Source organism: Pseudomonas sp. BLCC-B112 (assembly GCF_028550695.1).
Lineage (GTDB): Bacteria > Pseudomonadota > Gammaproteobacteria > Pseudomonadales > Pseudomonadaceae > Aquipseudomonas > Aquipseudomonas danubii.
This window is the reverse complement of sequence record NZ_JAQQGK010000001.1, coordinates 1-15,479: the sequence shown is the minus strand read 5'-3', so window position 1 is coordinate 15,479 and position 15,479 is coordinate 1. Positions and strand designations below refer to the sequence as shown.

8 protein-coding genes and 1 pseudogene are annotated in these 15,479 nt (G+C 63.6%); 1 reads left to right on the top strand and 8 read right to left on the bottom strand.

Going from position 1 to position 15,479, the window contains the following annotated elements; all coding sequences use genetic code 11:
- Positions 1-20: 20 nt before the first annotated feature.
- On the bottom strand, positions 21-908 hold the full coding sequence (gene mmsB / locus PQT43_RS00045; RefSeq protein WP_102878273.1) for a 3-hydroxyisobutyrate dehydrogenase: 888 nt from the start codon (positions 906-908) through the stop codon (positions 21-23).
- A gap of 10 nt (positions 909-918) precedes the next feature.
- Positions 919-2,445: a CoA-acylating methylmalonate-semialdehyde dehydrogenase gene (locus PQT43_RS00040; RefSeq protein WP_267269339.1), complete on the bottom strand. Its 1,527-nt coding sequence runs from the start codon at positions 2,443-2,445 to the stop codon at positions 919-921.
- Between the two features lie 148 nt (positions 2,446-2,593).
- On the opposite strand from PQT43_RS00040, the gene PQT43_RS00035 reads away from it, so the two are divergent.
- Positions 2,594-3,544 (top strand): LysR family transcriptional regulator, encoded by a 951-nt coding sequence (locus tag PQT43_RS00035; RefSeq protein WP_110595943.1) that lies wholly within the window; start codon positions 2,594-2,596, stop codon positions 3,542-3,544.
- Between the two features lie 46 nt (positions 3,545-3,590).
- Here the strand turns inward: PQT43_RS00035 and PQT43_RS00030 are convergent, their stop codons facing one another.
- The 6 genes and pseudogenes from PQT43_RS00030 to recC all read right to left on the bottom strand — a co-directional run bounded on the left by PQT43_RS00030 (position 3,591) and on the right by recC (position 15,281).
- On the bottom strand, positions 3,591-4,085 hold the full coding sequence (locus tag PQT43_RS00030; RefSeq protein ID WP_102878270.1) for an OmpA family protein: 495 nt from the start codon (positions 4,083-4,085) through the stop codon (positions 3,591-3,593).
- Positions 4,086-4,099: 14 nt separating this feature from the next.
- Positions 4,100-5,367: pseudogene (locus PQT43_RS00025) on the bottom strand (diguanylate cyclase domain-containing protein).
- The gene (locus PQT43_RS00020; protein ID WP_102861706.1) at positions 5,364-5,945 is read right to left on the bottom strand and encodes a YfiR family protein; all 582 of its coding nucleotides are present in this window, start codon (positions 5,943-5,945) and stop codon (positions 5,364-5,366) included. Before PQT43_RS00020 ends, PQT43_RS00025 begins: the two are co-directional and overlap by 4 nt.
- Before the next feature lie 116 nt (positions 5,946-6,061).
- A complete protein-coding gene (recD, locus tag PQT43_RS00015; protein WP_272753366.1) occupies positions 6,062-8,143 on the bottom strand; it encodes an exodeoxyribonuclease V subunit alpha in 2,082 nt (693 codons plus the stop codon).
- Entirely contained in the window at positions 8,140-11,832 is a 3,693-nt protein-coding gene (gene recB / locus PQT43_RS00010) for an exodeoxyribonuclease V subunit beta (RefSeq protein WP_272753365.1), read from the bottom strand. Before recB ends, recD begins: the two co-directional genes overlap by 4 nt.
- Entirely contained in the window at positions 11,829-15,281 is a 3,453-nt protein-coding gene (gene recC, locus PQT43_RS00005; RefSeq protein ID WP_272753364.1) for an exodeoxyribonuclease V subunit gamma, read from the bottom strand. Before recC ends, recB begins: the two co-directional genes overlap by 4 nt.
- Between the last annotated feature and the right edge of the window lie 198 nt (positions 15,282-15,479).

Here is a 15,479-nt window from a genome sequence, read left to right as displayed (position 1 = left end):
GCGGCTACACAATCTTTGCCTTACTGCGGTTTGCGGTAGCTGTTGACGATGGCCGAGAAGTCCTTGCCGCCTTCCCCACGCTGGCTCATGGCCTGGTACAACTGCTGGGCCACGGCGCCGAGCACCACCGGCTGGTGAGCCTGACGGGCGGCCTCGGTGGCCAGCCCCAGGTCCTTGAGCATCAGCTCGGCACCAAAGCCGCCGGTGTAGCCCCGGGACGCAGGGGCGGTTTCAATCACTCCAGGCCACGGGTTGTAGGTATCGGAACTCCAGCAACGGCCGGTGGAGCTGTTGATAATCCCCGCCAGCACCTGGGTATCGATGCCCAGGGCATCCCCCAGGGCCATGGCTTCGCTGACGCCGATCATCGAAATCCCCAGCAGCAGGTTGTTGCAGATCTTGGCGATCTGCCCGGTGCCCACTTCGCCGCAGTGCACGATGTTGCGCCCCATCTGCGCCAGCACTGGCTGCAAGGTGGCGAACAGCTCAGTACTGGCGCCGACCATGAAGGTCAGGGTCCCGGCCTGGGCACCACCGGTGCCGCCGGACACCGGCGCATCGGCCATGGCCACACCTTGCTTGGCAGCCACAGCGGCCACTTCACGAGCGGTCTGCGGGTCGATGGTACTGCAGTCCACCGCAGGGACGCCGCGACCAATCCCCGCCAGCACCCCGTCTTCACCCAGCCACACACTGCGCACATGGGCGGCGGCCGGGAGCATGGTGATCACCAGTTCGGCGCCTTCGGCAGCCGCCTTGGGCGAGGCAGCAACACGCCCGCCCAGTTGCGCCAACTCCGCCAGCACGCTCTGGTTGAGGTCGAACAGGTTCAGCTGATGCCCGGCCTTGATCAGGTTACGGGCCATGGGTGCGCCCATGTTACCCAGGCCGATAAATGCAATGTTCATGTCAGGCTCCTCAACGCAGGCTGATGGTGGTGTTCACACCGTCGTTGACGCTGTCATCGTCGAACCAACGGGCGGTGACGGTCTTGGTCTGAGTGTAGAACTGCACCACTTGCTTGCCGTACGGGCCCAGGTCACCGAGCTTGGAGCCGCGGGAGCCGGTGAAGCTGAAGAACGGAACCGGCACCGGAATCGGGATGTTGATACCCACTTGGCCGACGTCGATTTCGCTCTGGAACTTGCGCGCCGCCGCACCGCTCTGGGTGAACAGGCCGGTGCCGTTGCCGAAGGGGTTGGCGTTGACCAGGGCGATGGCCTGATCCAGGGTGTCCACCTCCAGCACCACCAGCACCGGGCCGAAGATTTCCTGGGTGTAGATCTGCATAGAGGGGGTCACCCCGGAGAACAGGGTCGGGCCGATGAAGTTGCCTTGCTCGTAGCCCGGGACCTGGATGCCGCGGCCATCGAGCTCCAGCTTGGCGCCTTCTTTCACGCCGCTTTCGATCAGCTCCAGAATCCGCGCCTTGGCGCGCTTGGACACCACCGGGCCAACATCGGTGCCCGGCTCGCTGCCGGCGTTGACCTTGAGTTTCTGTGCCAGGGCCTTGAGGTCCGGCAGCCATTGTTTAGCGGCGCCCACCAGCACCACCACCGAGGTGGCCATGCACCGCTGACCAGCAGCGCCGAAGCCTGCGCCCACCAGGGCATTGAGGGTCTGTTCGCGGTTGGCGTCGGGCAGCACGACGGCGTGGTTCTTGGCGCCCATCATCGATTGCACGCGCTTGCCGTGCTTGCCCGCCAGGTCATAGACGTGAGTGCCGACCGCGGTCGAACCGACGAAGGACACGGCTTTGATGTCCTTGTGAGTGCACAGCGCATCCACCACGTCCTTGCCGCCGTGCACCACGTTGAGCACGCCGGCCGGGACCCCGGCTTCCACCGCCAGCTCCACCAGCAGCATGGTGGACAGCGGGTCCTGCTCGGAAGGCTTGAGGACGAAGGTGTTGCCGCAGGCGATGGCCATCGGGAACATCCACAGCGGGATCATCGCCGGGAAGTTGAACGGGGTGATCCCGGCGCACACACCGATCGGCTGGCGCAGGGTATAGGTGTCCACTCCGCCGGCGACGTTCTCGGCGAACTCGCCCATCTGCAGAGTGCCGATGGAGCAGGCATGCTCCACCACTTCCAGGCCGCGGAAGATGTCACCCTCAGCGTCGGCGAGGGTCTTGCCCTGTTCGGCGCTGAGGACTGCGGCAATGCGCTTGGAATGCTCGCGGATCAGGGCCTGGAGCTTGAGCATGATGCGCATCCGCGCGCCGATCGGAGTCAGTTTCCAGGTCTGGAAAGCGCGCTGGGCGGCGGCGATCGCGGCATCGACTTCAGCGGCCGTGGCAAAGGGCACCTTGGCCAGCACTTCCTGGGTCGCCGGGTTGACGATGTCGTGCCATTCCTGGCTCTGGGACTGGACCCATTCACCGTCGATCAGCAGTTTGACCTGTTGCAGGGTGGTGCCGTCGGGCTTGAGGGATGCGTTCATGGGGTCTCCTGACTTCTTGAGTTCTTATGCAGGGAACCAAGGCGGGCAAGCGCCTTGAAAGAGGGGCTGTCGCGAGTTGGTGTCGGACGGTTTTTGGAGTATAGATGTGCAAACTTCTAATAAGAACGCACATAAAAACCGGTCCATCATGCAAAAAAACATCACCTCGCTAAGCACCCTGAACTGGGACGACCTGAAGTTTTTCCTCGAAGTGGCGCGCACCCGCAAGGCCAGCAGCGCGGCCAAGCGCCTGGCGGTGGACTACACCACGGTGTCGCGACGCATCGGTTCGCTGGAAACCGCCCTGGGCACCCTGTTGTTCGAAAAGTCCCGCACCAACGGTTTTGTTCTGACCGCCGAGGGCCAGCGCCTGCTGGGGTATGCCGAGTCCATCGAAAGCACCCTGCACATGGCGTGCGAGCAGGTCTCGGGTTCTGGCGTGGCGCTGTCCGGACACGTACGCATGGGCTGCACCGAGGGCTTCGGCAGCTTCTTCATCACCCCGCAGTTGAGCCACTTCCTCGATGAGTACCCGGCGATCTCAGTGGACATCCTGCCGCTGCCGCACTTCATCAGCCTGTCCAAGCGCGAGGCGGACATCGTCATTGCCCTGGAACGCCCGGAGCACGGCCCCTACGTGTGCTGCAAGCTGTGCGACTACCGCCTGCAGCTGTACGCCACCCAGGAATACCTCGACCGCCACCCGCCGATCCGCCGCCCCGGGGACCTGAGTGAGCATCAATTCATCAGCTACGTGGACGACCTGGCGTTCAGTTCCGAGCTGCTGTACCTGGCCAATGTGGTGCCCGGGGCCAGCGCCAACCTGCGCAGCACCAGCGTCATTGCCCAGTACGTGGCGGCGCAGCAGGGCCGCTCGCTGGCGATCCTGCCGTGCTTCCTGGCGGCCCAGGACCCGCGCCTGCTGCCGGTGCTGCCCAAGGAGATCAACCTGACCCGGCAATTCTGGATGTACTGCCGCGAAGACCTGCGCAAACTGAAGCGGATTACCCTGTTGTGGGATTACATCCGCGAGGTGACCGAGCAGAATCGGCCGCTGCTCATGGGGGACAGTCGCAGCATGCTGTTCGCCGCCCCCTGATCTTTAGCGACCGCCAAGCTAAAGCCGCAAAAATGTGGATCGCCGATCAGTCGGCGATCACCACGATCGACACCCGGCGGTTCTCGGTGCGCCCGGCTGCGGTGCTGTTGGAAGCCACCGGCTCGCTGCTGCCCAGACCGCGCAGCTGGATGTTCTCTTCACGCATGCCGACCTGGGTCAGCACCTTGACCACGCTCTTGGCCCGGCGCACGGAAAGCTGCACGTTGTAGGCCTCCTTGCCCGAAGCGTCGGTGTGGCCATCGACCCGGACCTTCTGGATATCCACACTGAGCAGGGCCTTGCCGATACGCTGGACGATCTCGGTGCTGGCCTGGTTCAGGGTCTCCACATCGCTGCCAAACAGCACCTTGCCCGACAGGCCGAAGGCCCAGCCTTCATCCGTCAGTTCGAAGCCCTCCTGTTTCAGTACCGCGATCTGCTGTGGAGTCAGACCTTTGGGCGGCACGCTCTGGCAGCCGGTCAGGGCCAAGAGGGCCATCAATACCAGGGTGCTGAACAGTCGAACCGTACGTTGCGTCATTGAGAACAAGGGAATTAGCTCCTGTTTTGAACCTGAACGATAGGGAGCTCCGCCCCCACTGTGTGTTGCCCGCCTCGCGAGCCGCGCTTGGCGTGGTACATGGCCTCATCGGCAGCGTTCAACAGGCTGCCGGGAGTCACGCCATGATCCGGGTACACGGCAATGCCGATGCTCAGCGACGTCATGATCGACAGGTTGCCAGGCAATTGAATCGGCATGTCCATGCTGTGGATGATTTTGTCTGCGATGCGCTGGGCATCTTCAACCCGGTGCAGCGGGCTGAGCAGCACGGCGAATTCGTCGCCGCCCAGCCGGGCCACCAGATCCTCTTCACGCAGTTGCGCGCGAATTCGCGTGGCAACCGCCACCAGCACCGCATCACCCGCGGCGTGGCCGAAGTTGTCGTTGATTTCCTTGAACCGGTCACTGTCGAGAAACAGCACCGCCATGCGCTCGTTGAGCTTGTTGGCGCTGCGCAGTGCACGAATCAGCCGGCCCTCGAAAAACGCCCGGTTGGGCAGGCCGGTCAGGCTGTCGTGACTGGCCTGGTGAGCCAGGGTCTCATTCTCGCTTTGCAGGTGAGTCTGCCAGGCTTCCAGCTCATCGAGCAGGGCATTGAAGTCGTTGCCGAGGTTGTCCAGTTCAGCGATTTCCGCCGGCGGCACCCGCTGATCAAAGGCCCGCTCGCGCCGCGCCGCGTGGGCCACTTCCGCCAGGCTGCGCAAGGGCCCGGTGATCCCCCGCAGTTGCCGGCGTGCCAGGTACAGCGACACCCAGGCACTCAAGGCGGTACAAAGCACAATACCCACCAGACCACTGAGCAGAAAGCGCAGCAGACTGCCGCCATGGCCGGTGACATTGACGCTGCCCACTTCTCGGTTCTGATGAAGAATCGGCAAGCTGATGGGCTTTTCCAGGATCGCACTGGCAACGTGCATTTCCAGACGGGTCAGCAGACCGCTTTCTGGACGTTGCCAACTGGCCAGCAGACGGCCCTGGTTGTCATAGACCTTGGCATCGGCCACCTCTTCGGTTGAGGCAATCAGGGCCAGGGCCTCGGTGGCCACCACACTGTCGTTGAACACCACCGCCGCTTCCACGGTGTAGCTGATGGACCGGGCAATCAGGTGCAGGTTGTGATCGGCATAGACGCGCAATGCCAGGACCCCGAGGAAGGTCAGGGACAGGCTGGCCATGGAGATCGCCAACAGGGCGACGATCAGGTGACCGCGACCTATAACGACCGCAGGGTCGGGCGGGCGTTGGGCTTGAACAGCTTCATGGCGCCGCCGGGCGACGACGCGACAGTTGCAGCACGCTGGGATGGATCTTCACCCCGCTGCGGGCCACTGAATCCAGGTTGACCTCGAACGACACTTGGTTGTCGCTGACCCGCAGGCAGAACAGGCTACCAACGGTGCACTGATCGCCCCCCTCGCTGATGCTCAGCACGGGTTGGCCGATCAGCGAATTGAACAGGCGGCTCCGTTCATCGTTGCTCAGTTTGCCGACATAGACCGAGTCGCACTCACTGACGATTGCCGGGCTGCTGGCCAACAAGCGACGCACCAGCACCGGACGGCCGGTAGCCTGAGTAGTGCCCTTGAGCAGATCGTCGGTGTATTCGGTCGGGCCTACCACGCACAGGCGCAGTTCTGCAGGTTCCACGGGCCAGCGAGCGTAGCTGAGGATACCCAGCACCACTTGCGTCACTGCCTTGGCCCGCTGTTCCGCCAGGCTGGTAGAGGCTGACGGCTCTGGCTGCGCAATGGCAAGCAGACTGAACAGGCAAAGAATGGTCGACAGTACACACTGCCTCCACCCCAAAATGCGCTCTGTCCTGAAGACAGCCACGTCCATGCAGGGATTCTCTTTGAATTTCACGGAAATGATGCCGCAACGATAGCACAGCCCGGGAAAATGCAGCGAGCCCAGCGCCCCAAAACGGTGCTGGGCACTGGACAGCAACGCAGTGCTCAGTCCAGTTCCAGCATCAACCCGCTAAGGCGCTTGACCTTGCGCCGCACCGCCTCTTCAAACACCCCGGCCCGAGGCTCGATCAGGCTGAACCAATCCTTGGCCCGGGTGATTCCTGTATAGATCAATTCCTTGGTCAGCACCGGGTTCAGGGCGTCGGGCAGGATCAGCGCAGTATGGGCGAACTCTGAACCCTGGGACTTGTGCACGGTCATGGCGTAGACCGTTTCCACATCATTGAGCCGGCTCGGCAGTACCAGGCGTACCCCGCCCTGGCCATCGTTGCGCGGGAAAGCTACCCGCAGCACCTGACGCCCGGCTTGCGGCCCCTCATGTTCCGGCAGCTTGAGGGCGATGCCAATATCGCCGTTCATCAGGCCCAGACCATAGTCGTTACGGGTCATCAGCACGGGGCGACCTTCGTACCATTGCTGGTCGCTGTCGATCAGCCGAGCCTTGAACAATGCCTGGGTGATCCGCAGGTTCAATCCTTCGACGCCCCACGGCCCCTTGCGCACGGCACAGAGCAACTGGAAGCGATCGAAGGCCTGCAGGACGTTGCGCGCCCAATCAGTCCAGCGGCGGTCTTCCAGGGCGGTGTCCGCGGGTGGACGCTGACTGCGCAGCACATTCAGGTAATGCCGATAGCCTTGTGGCCCCTCGCCGTGGCCTTCCAGCAACAGGCGCTCAAGGGCTCGGTCCTGCTCGCCCTTGAGACTCAAGCTGTACAAGTCCGCATGGCTGCGAGCCGCCAGCAGGCGCCGGGCCTCCTCGGCCTGTTGTTGATTGACCCAGCGCGCCAGCTGGCCAATGCCACTGCCTTCGCCGAAGCGCCGGGAGTGGCGCAGCATCACCACCTGCTGCGCCAGGGGATGCTGGTGCCCGGTGTCTTCCTGCAAGCCGCTGGCGCCCAGGTTCTCAGCGCTGACCGCTTCCAGCCAGGCGCGAGTCTGCGGGTTGTACCAGCCGGCCTCGGCATCGCGACACAGGTCACCGAGCACCGCCCCCGCCTCCACCGACGCCAGTTGATCCTTGTCTCCCAGCAGCACCAGGCGGGCATGAATGGGCAAGGCGTCCAGCAGATTGGCCATCATTTCCAGGTCGATCATCGAAGCTTCGTCCACCACCAGCACATCCAGGGGCAGACGGTTGCCAGCGTGGTGGCGGAAATGCCGGGTGCCCGGGCGATTGCCCAGCAAGCGGTGCACCGTGGTCACCTCGCTGGGGATCTTTTCCCGTACCTCGTCGGCGACTGCCAGGGACCGCACTTGCAGGCTGATGGACTCGGTAAGGCGGGCCGCGGCCTTGCCAGTGGGCGCCGCCAGACGAATGCGCAAGGGTTTGCGCGCCTCCACCGCCGGGGCCTGGAGCAATGCCAGCAGACGCACCACGGTGGTGGTTTTGCCCGTGCCGGGGCCACCGGTGATGATGCTGAAGGCGCCTCGGGTCGCCAGGGCGCAGGCGAGTTTCTGCCAATCGATGGGCCCGGCAGCCTTGGCCGGGCCAAACAGCCCGTCCAGGCGCTGGGCCAGATTCTCCGGAGTTGCTTCCGTCGACGCCAGGCGCTGGCGCAGGGCATTGTCGATCCGCCGTTCATAGGCCCAGTAGCGCCGCAGGTACAGGCGCTTTCCGGACAGCACCAACGGCCGCTGCTGGGACGCCTCGCCGTGATCAGCCGACAGGGCCACCAGCCGACTGCCGGCCAGGACCTTGCACCAGTGAGCCCCCTCCAGATTCGCCAACACCTGGGAAGGCAGCACCGTGGCACCGCCTTGCGAATCCCCTTCAGGCGGCAGCGACAGAGCGAAATCCGGCTCCTTGAGGGTTTCGAACAGGTCCAGGCAGACATGCCCATGACCCAACTGGTGACTGGTCAGGGCCGCGGCCATGAGCACCAACGGATCGCAGCCGGGGTCCAGCTCATGGAGGAAACTGACAAAAGCCTTGTCCAGGGCCCGCAGCCAGCCGCGCTCGACCCAGCGCTCTAACAACAACAGCAGGTCTTCGGCGCGAGCCAGGGGCGCCAGCTCTAACTGGGGCGCTGGCGGCTCGGCCAACTGGGCAAACAGATCCTGGGTCATAACAGCACTCCCTGTTCCCAGGCGGGCTCGGCCTTGGGCGGCTCGGGCTGGCCCTGGAACATGCGGTCGAGGCGTTCGATCAACTGCCGTGGCGGCCGGGCAAAGTACGCGCCCTGGCTCGCGGAGCGGCTACCGCGCAAAAACAGGTACAAGGCGCCGCCGATGTGCCGATCGTAATCGTAGTCCGCCAGCCGGGCCTTCAACTGCCGGTGCAGCGCCAGCAGGTAGAGCACGTATTGCAGGTCGTAGCGGTTGTCGAGAATCGATTGTTCCATGGCCTGCTCGGTGTAGGCCGCGTCGTCCACGCCCAGCCAGTTGGATTTGTAGTCGGCCACGTAATAGCGGCCCTGATGTTCGAATGTCAGGTCGATGAAGCCCTTGAACATGCCATTGAGCAGCACCGGCTCGGCGGTGACCCGAGGCGCGCCCTGGTGGGTCTGCTGGCGCACCAGCTCGTCGAGCTTGAGCACGTCGACCTTGTGGCTGGCAAACCAGAACTCCATTTCGACCCGGTACTGGGTCAGTCTCCCCAGTACCACTGGCGGTTGCCCATCCCCCACAGGCAGGGACGCCTGCAACAAGTGCTGCAGCCAATCGCTGAGGGTCAAAATCCAGCCTTGCCAGCCGCGACGATTGCAACGGCGGGCGATGGCATCCTCGATCACCGCGGGGGCGGCGGCAAAACCCTCCTCCCCGGCCCATTCCAGCAGACCGTGGAGGAAAGTGCCGGGGTTCGGGCCCCGGGGAAACCGGTGAATATCGCCACCACTGGCGACGACTTCCCGAGGGGCCTCGGGGTCCAGCCGCTCATCGTCGAAGAGCTTCTGTGCCTGGGGATTTTCCGGTGCTTCGGTGCTGCCGCTGCCCAAGGTATCGCTGATGCGCAAGGCACTGTAGGAGGCGATCCACCAGTTCTCCGCCGCCCGTCGAATCGGCTGCAACGGGGCCAGCAGCCTGGCGTCATTGCGCGGTGGGTAAAAGCGCTGGTCATCGGCCGCAGGCAGCTCGCTGACACCGATGGCCTCACAGCCTTGCTGCAAGTCCAGGAGCCAGCGCAGCAATCCCTTGGACTCGCCCAACAGGGCACCGCCGCCAAGCAGGTAGCCCAGGGCCGACAAGTGCAACACCGAGCTGCTGTGGTTGCCGCGCTTGAGGTCGGCCACTCCCAGCCAGCAGGCATGCTGGGCCCGGGTCAGGGCCACGTAGAGCAGACGCAGATCTTCCGCCAGACGCTCCTCATCGGCTTGGGCGATCAGCTCCGGCGTCGGTCGCAAACTGACCTGGGCCTTGCCGGCAGCATCGTGGTAATGCAGCGGCAGGCGACTGCCATCCACCGGTTTGGTGGAGCAGATGAAGGGCAGGAACACCAAGGGGTACTCCAGGCCCTTGGACTTGTGGATGGTCACCACCTTGACCAGTTGCTCGTCGCTTTCCAGGCGCAGGATCTGCTCTTCACCGGCCTGCCCGGACAACGCCAGATGCTCGGCCAGATGGCGGATCAGCGCCTGTTCACCGTCCAGTTCCGCAGCGTTTTGCTGCAACAACTCAGACAGGTGCAGGAGATTGGTCAGCACCCGCTCGCCGTCGCTGCGGGCCATCAGCGCCTGGGGCAGTTGGAAATCATGGAGCAAGCGTCGGAGCATCGGCAGCACGCCCTGGCTGCGCCAGATCGTGCGGTATCCGCGGAACTGCATGACTCGGGCTTCCCAGGCCAGTTCGTCCTGGTTCAGCCGCTCCAGTTCCACCAGGGACAGGTTCAGGGTCAGGGAGGCCAGGGCGGCCCGCAGCGGACGCTCCACATCCGGTTCGGCGCAAGCCTTGAGCCACACCAGCAGGTCCCGGGCTTCCTGGGCGGCGAACACCGAGTCCTTGTCCGAGAGGTACACGCTGCGCACCCCGCGGGCGGCCAGTTCACCGCGCACCGCCTGGGCCTCCTTGCCGTCGCGGACCAGGATGGCGATATCCGCCGGCAACAGGCCCTTGAGTTCCTGCTGGTCGCGGGCAAAACCACTGCGCCCCTGCTGACCGCCATTGAGCAGATCGACAATGGCACTGGCACAGGCCGCGGCCTGCTGCTGGCGATACTGGGCCCCGGACAGCGGCTGCTCCGAGGGCAGTTGCCAGAAGTTCAGCGCCGGTACCGCTTGGCCATCCACCTGCAGGCGTTCCTTGCGGCCCTGAGCGGCTACCGCCAGGAAGGGCACCGGGTTCTCGCCATCCTCTTCGCGAAACAGGAAGGCCCCCTGCCCTTGCTGGCGCTGTTCGGCTTGCAGGAACACATGGTTGACCGCACTGACCATGGCCTGGCTGGAACGAAAGTTGGTGCCCAGGGTATGCAAGCGTCCCGCTGTGGCCTGGCGGGCCCGCAGGTAGGTGTAGATGTCGGCGCCACGGAAGGCGTAGATCGCTTGCTTGGGGTCGCCAATCAGGAACAGCCCGGTTTCGGGATCGTTGGCCTCGATGCGGTAGATACTTTCGAAGATCCGGTACTGCACCGGATCGGTGTCCTGGAACTCGTCGATCAGGGCCACCGGGAACTGCTCGCGGATCAGAGTCGCCAGGCGCTCGCCGCCGTCGCTTTGCAGGGCGCTGTCCAGACGCAGCAACATATCGTCAAAGCCCATTTCGGCGCGGCGACGCTTCTCTTCTTCAAAACGCGCACCGACCCACTGCGCTGCATGCTGCAAGACTGCGGCGTCCGGGCTGGGCAAGGCGTCGAGGCTGGCCTTGAGTCCAGCCATCGCATCGAGCCCCGGGTGCTGCGGAGCTTCACCTTTCCAGGCCTCGCTCATTCCGTCTGGGGTCAGGCGGGTGAAGCCGGTGCCAATATCCAACTGCTCAACGGATTCGTCCTCGGCCCAGGCAATGATCTTTTCAAACCAGGGCTCGAAGAAGCGGGCCTGCATCTTGCGGCCGTCGACACTCTTGCTGGCAACGCCTTGCAGACAGATCTCCCGCAACTCCACCGCCCATTGCCGCCAGGGCGCCTTGAGTTGCACCAGCGCTTCCCGACGCTCCTGCAAACAGGCTTCGATCAATTCACTGGGGGTCTGTTCCGACGGCTCACGACGCTCGCTGCCGAACATTGCCCGCACCCGGGGCAGCAATTGGGCCGGGCCGACCCAGTTGGAGCGCACCCAGTTGAGCGCATCGCCCTGCATCGGATAGCAGAACAAGCGCCAGTAATCGCGCAGCACCTGACCCAGCAGATCGCTGTGGTCGGTTTCCAGGGTCTGGGTAAACAGGCTGCCGCTGTCGAAAGCGTGCTCGCGGAGCATGCGTTGGCACCAGCTGTGAATGGTGGAGACGGCGGCCTCATCCATCCACTGCGCGGCGATGTCCAGGCGGTTGGCGCAGGCGGCCCATTGTTCGGCGGGGTACTGCTCCCGCAGCTCGACGATCAGGCTGTCGGGGGCGCTGGTTTCGTCACGGAAGAAACGTGCGGCCTCCGCTAAACGGGTGCGGATGCGTTCGCGCAATTCCTTGGTGGCCGCATCGGTGAAGGTCACCACCAGGATCTGCGGTGGCAGCAATTCGCGACCAAAGCCTGCGGACTCGCCACCGTGGCCCAGCACCAGACGCAGATAGAGCGCGGAGATGGTGAAGGTCTTGCCGGTGCCGGCACTGGCCTCAATCAGTTGGCTGCCCCGTAGGGGGAAGGCCAGGGCCAGAGGGACTTGTTGAGTCATGCGCCGGCCTCCTCGCCGAGGGCTGAACGCCAGGGGGCGTCCAGCAGGGGGCGATAGAGTGTCTCGGCCCAGCCGCTGAAGGTTTCATCAGCGATCAGGGCGTTGTAGTCGGCGAATTGCCGAGCCAATGCCGGGCTTTCTCGACGCTCGCCTTCACTGTTCTGACCATCGCCATCGTAGGTCTTGCGGGCCGCGGCAGCGGCTTTGTCAGGATCGGTCTGGCCCAGCCAGGCGAAGGCAGTCTTGACAGCCACCGGCAGTGGCTGACGCATGCCCGATTGCCAGGCCAGCAGCAGATTGCCGAGGACCGCCCGAGCCTGATCCTGTTCCAACGGCGGCAACAGCAGGCTGTCATCGCTGGCCACCAACGCGGTGGTCAGGGAGTAACCGCTGGCGCAGGCCAGCAGATGGTTGATCCAGGGCTTGATCAAGCGGTGCCATTTGCGGGTTTTGAGCGAACCTATGCCGTTGGGAATGGTGGTCACGGCCAATAGTCCGCCATCCGCCCGTTGATGCAGGTGGCTCAACCAGCCTTCCAGGCGCACACCCTGCAATTCCAGGCTGACAGGCAATGCACTGGTGACCGGGGTTGGCCACAGATCCAGCAGTTGCCGGTAGCGCTGCAACAAATCCGGCAGGGGCTCCATCAGTTCGCGCTGCAGGCACTCGCCGAAACCGGCCATAGGCAACAGGCCGCTGGCTTGCAGCCTTTGCGCCTGGGCCTGCAAGGCCTGATCCGGGTGTGCGGCATCACTCAATGCGGCCTCCAGCAAGCTGTCGCTCAGGCTGTATCGTTGCAGGGCGTCGAGGACAAAGGGCTCCTCGTCAGCCAGTGGTGCTTCCATGGCTTCAAAAAACACCTTGAGCCGTTGGCTGAAAAAGTGCCGTACCGGGTTGCGCAGAAAATCCTGCAACTGGGCCAGGCTCAAGGGCTCATCCTGTACATAAGGCTCGAGGCGTTCGGTGGTGCCGGTTTTTGCCGGGGCCTGATGCAATACCTGCCACTCCCGGGCGTAACTGAACAGGACGTCATTGTCATGAAAGTAGCGGGCACTGAAGGGCTGCAGCGGGTGCTCCTGGGTCAGGGCCTCAAGCAGGGACTGCTGCGCATCGGCCAATCGCCAGCCACCGGCCAGATGATCGCGCAACTGGCCGATCAGCACCGAGGCAGGCCGTTCGCTGTTATCGCGAATGCTGCGGCCAACCCAACTGACATAGAGTTGGTACCGGGCTGAGAGCAACGCTTCGAGCAGCAGATAGCGGTCATCTTCGCGTCGGGAACGGTCGCCGGGGCGGTAGTCGCTGCCCATCAGGTCGAAGTCCAGGGGCGGTTGCGCCCGTGGGTAGTCACCGTCATTCATGCCCAGCAGGCACACCAGCTTGAAGGGGATTGCACGCATCGGCATCAGGGTGCAGAAATTCACGGCGCCGGCGAGGAAGCGCTGGGACAAGCGGCCCTGATCAAGGCCCGCCAGCCAGGCTTCACGCACCACGGTCAGGGGCAATTGATCTTGCAGACCGACGGAGTCGCAGGTTTCCAGCCAGTTTTCCCGAAGGTCCTCGAGCTGGCCCAACAGGTAATCGTCATGCTCGGTGCTAGCCAGGAAGAACTGTTCCAGCAAGTGCTGCAGGCGCTCGCCCCATTGGGCTGGCACAGCAGGCTGAGTGAGTTGCTGGTAGGCAATCTGCAGGGCATCCAGCAGTGCGACCAAGGGGCCGATCAGCGCGGCATCCAGGCCGCCGATTTCGTCATAAGGCTCAATGCCGTCGCAGGCATCGGAGCGGCCGACCGCATATCCCAGGAGCATTCGGCGCAGGCCGAAACGCCAGCTGTTTTGCTCAAGCTCCTGGGGCAGTCCCAATTCGGCACGTTGTTCGGCGTTCATGCCCCAACGGATGCCGGCACCTTCGATCCAGCGGTGCAAGGTAGGCAGGTCGGCTTCATCGACACCAAAACGCGCACGCAATGCCGGGACGTCCAGCAGGTCGAGAATCTCACTGACCGGGAAGCGGCTGTCCGGGAGTTTGAGCAGGTGTTCGACGGCGATCAGCAACGGGTCGCGACCGCGCTGTCCCTGGTCGGTGAGGGTAAAGGGAATGAAACGTCGGTCATCACGCTCCAACTGGCCGAATACCGCACGGATATGCGGGGCGTAGCTGTCGATGTCGGGGACCATGACGATGACGTCGCGAGGCCGCAGGTCGGGCTCGGCGCTGAAGCGTGCCAGGAGCTGGTCGTGGAGGATTTCCACCTCGCGCTGGGCACTATGGGCAATGTGAAAACGGATCGACTGGTCCTGCTGGAGATCGACTTCGGGCCACAGTTCGCGAGTCTCGTTGAGGGGACGCAGCTCGAGGATATCGTCCTGCAGCTGCTGAAGCATGGTGCGTGGCTGGCTGTCGCTGAACAGGTCGATGCGGCCATCGCGGAAAGCCGCGCGATAACTGTTGGGGTCGTCGTAGCTGTCCAGCAGGTTGATGTAGTCACGGCCCTGCTTGCCCCAGGCGGCCAGCAACGGATGGGCATGCTGGTGCAGGGTTTGCGGGTCCAGGGCCAGTGGCATACCGGCTTTGCGCGCCTGGCGTTTGTACTGATGGCGCAGCAGATCCTTGTCGGCAACGATGTCCGCCCAGTGATGGCGACAGGGGTTGTGCACACAGAGAAGGACTTGGCTGAAACGGGCCAATCCGGCCAAAGCCTCCAAGGCCTGGGCCGGCAAGGAAGAAATACCGAAAACGATCACCCGTGACGGCAGGCCAGCGGGAGCTTGATCCAGGTTATTGATCCGCTCGATAAAGCGTTGGTGGACTCCGGCTCGGCTCTGGGCCATGCCCTCGGTACCCACATCCAGAAGCAGTGCTCGCCACAGTTCGGCTTGCCAGCAGTTGGCCGGGGTCAGGGCTTTGGCTTCGCCACGAACGTTACGCAGTGAATGGCGTCCAGCGGCCCAGTCCTCCAGCCAATCGGCCCGATAGACCTGGTACTGGTCGAACAGGTCGGCAAGGCGCTCTGCCAGTTGGTAGCGTTTACGCAAATCACTGTCGTGGGTCAGGAAGCGCTGCAGGGGTTCGAAGTGGGGCTCATCGATCAGTTCTGGCAGCAGGCGCATCAGACGCCAGGTCAGCGGGGCTTTGTCCAAAAGGGATTTAGGCGGGATTTCATCGCGTCCCAATACCAGACGATAAAGCTGCCACATGAAGCTGCCAGGCAATTGCACATCGATGGCGGCGGCAATGCCGCAACCGCCGGAGTCGTCCTCTTCAGGATCTTCAGCCAGGGCCAACTTCAGCCATTGCGCGATGCCATTGCTCTGCACCAGGGCGATTTCATTTTCCAGAGGGGCCAGCGGGTAGCGCCGCATCCAGCTGACCACCAGGCTGCGCAACTCGTCCAGGCGGTTACCGTGAACCACCATAAAACCTGGGGTGAGGGACGAGGCGTCCGGCATAAGGGCTTCCTTGGAGAATACAAAAAGCTAGGCCGGAACCTTAGCACTGTCACGGGACGGTGGCAGCCGGACCGAGCAAAGAGCGGAAGAGAAACCGCTGCAGCTTTTCTGTCGCGCAAAAACAAAACCCCAATTGCTTTCGCAATTGGGGTTTCGGAATTTAATCTTGACGATGACCTACTCTCACATGGGGAAACC

Coding starts and splice junctions, on each gene's coding strand:
- recD (WP_272753366.1), bottom strand. CDS start 8,143: ATGACCCAGGATCTGTTTGCCCAGTTGGCCGAGCCGCCAGCGCCCCAG.
- recC (WP_272753364.1), bottom strand. CDS start 15,281: ATGCCGGACGCCTCGTCCCTCACCCCAGGTTTTATGGTGGTTCACGGT.
- recB (WP_272753365.1), bottom strand. CDS start 11,832: ATGACTCAACAAGTCCCTCTGGCCCTGGCCTTCCCCCTACGGGGCAGC.
- PQT43_RS00040 (WP_267269339.1), bottom strand. CDS start 2,445: ATGAACGCATCCCTCAAGCCCGACGGCACCACCCTGCAACAGGTCAAA.
- PQT43_RS00020 (WP_102861706.1), bottom strand. CDS start 5,945: ATGGACGTGGCTGTCTTCAGGACAGAGCGCATTTTGGGGTGGAGGCAG.
- PQT43_RS00030 (WP_102878270.1), bottom strand. CDS start 4,085: ATGACGCAACGTACGGTTCGACTGTTCAGCACCCTGGTATTGATGGCC.
- mmsB (WP_102878273.1), bottom strand. CDS start 908: ATGAACATTGCATTTATCGGCCTGGGTAACATGGGCGCACCCATGGCC.
- PQT43_RS00035 (WP_110595943.1), top strand. CDS start 2,594: ATGCAAAAAAACATCACCTCGCTAAGCACCCTGAACTGGGACGACCTG.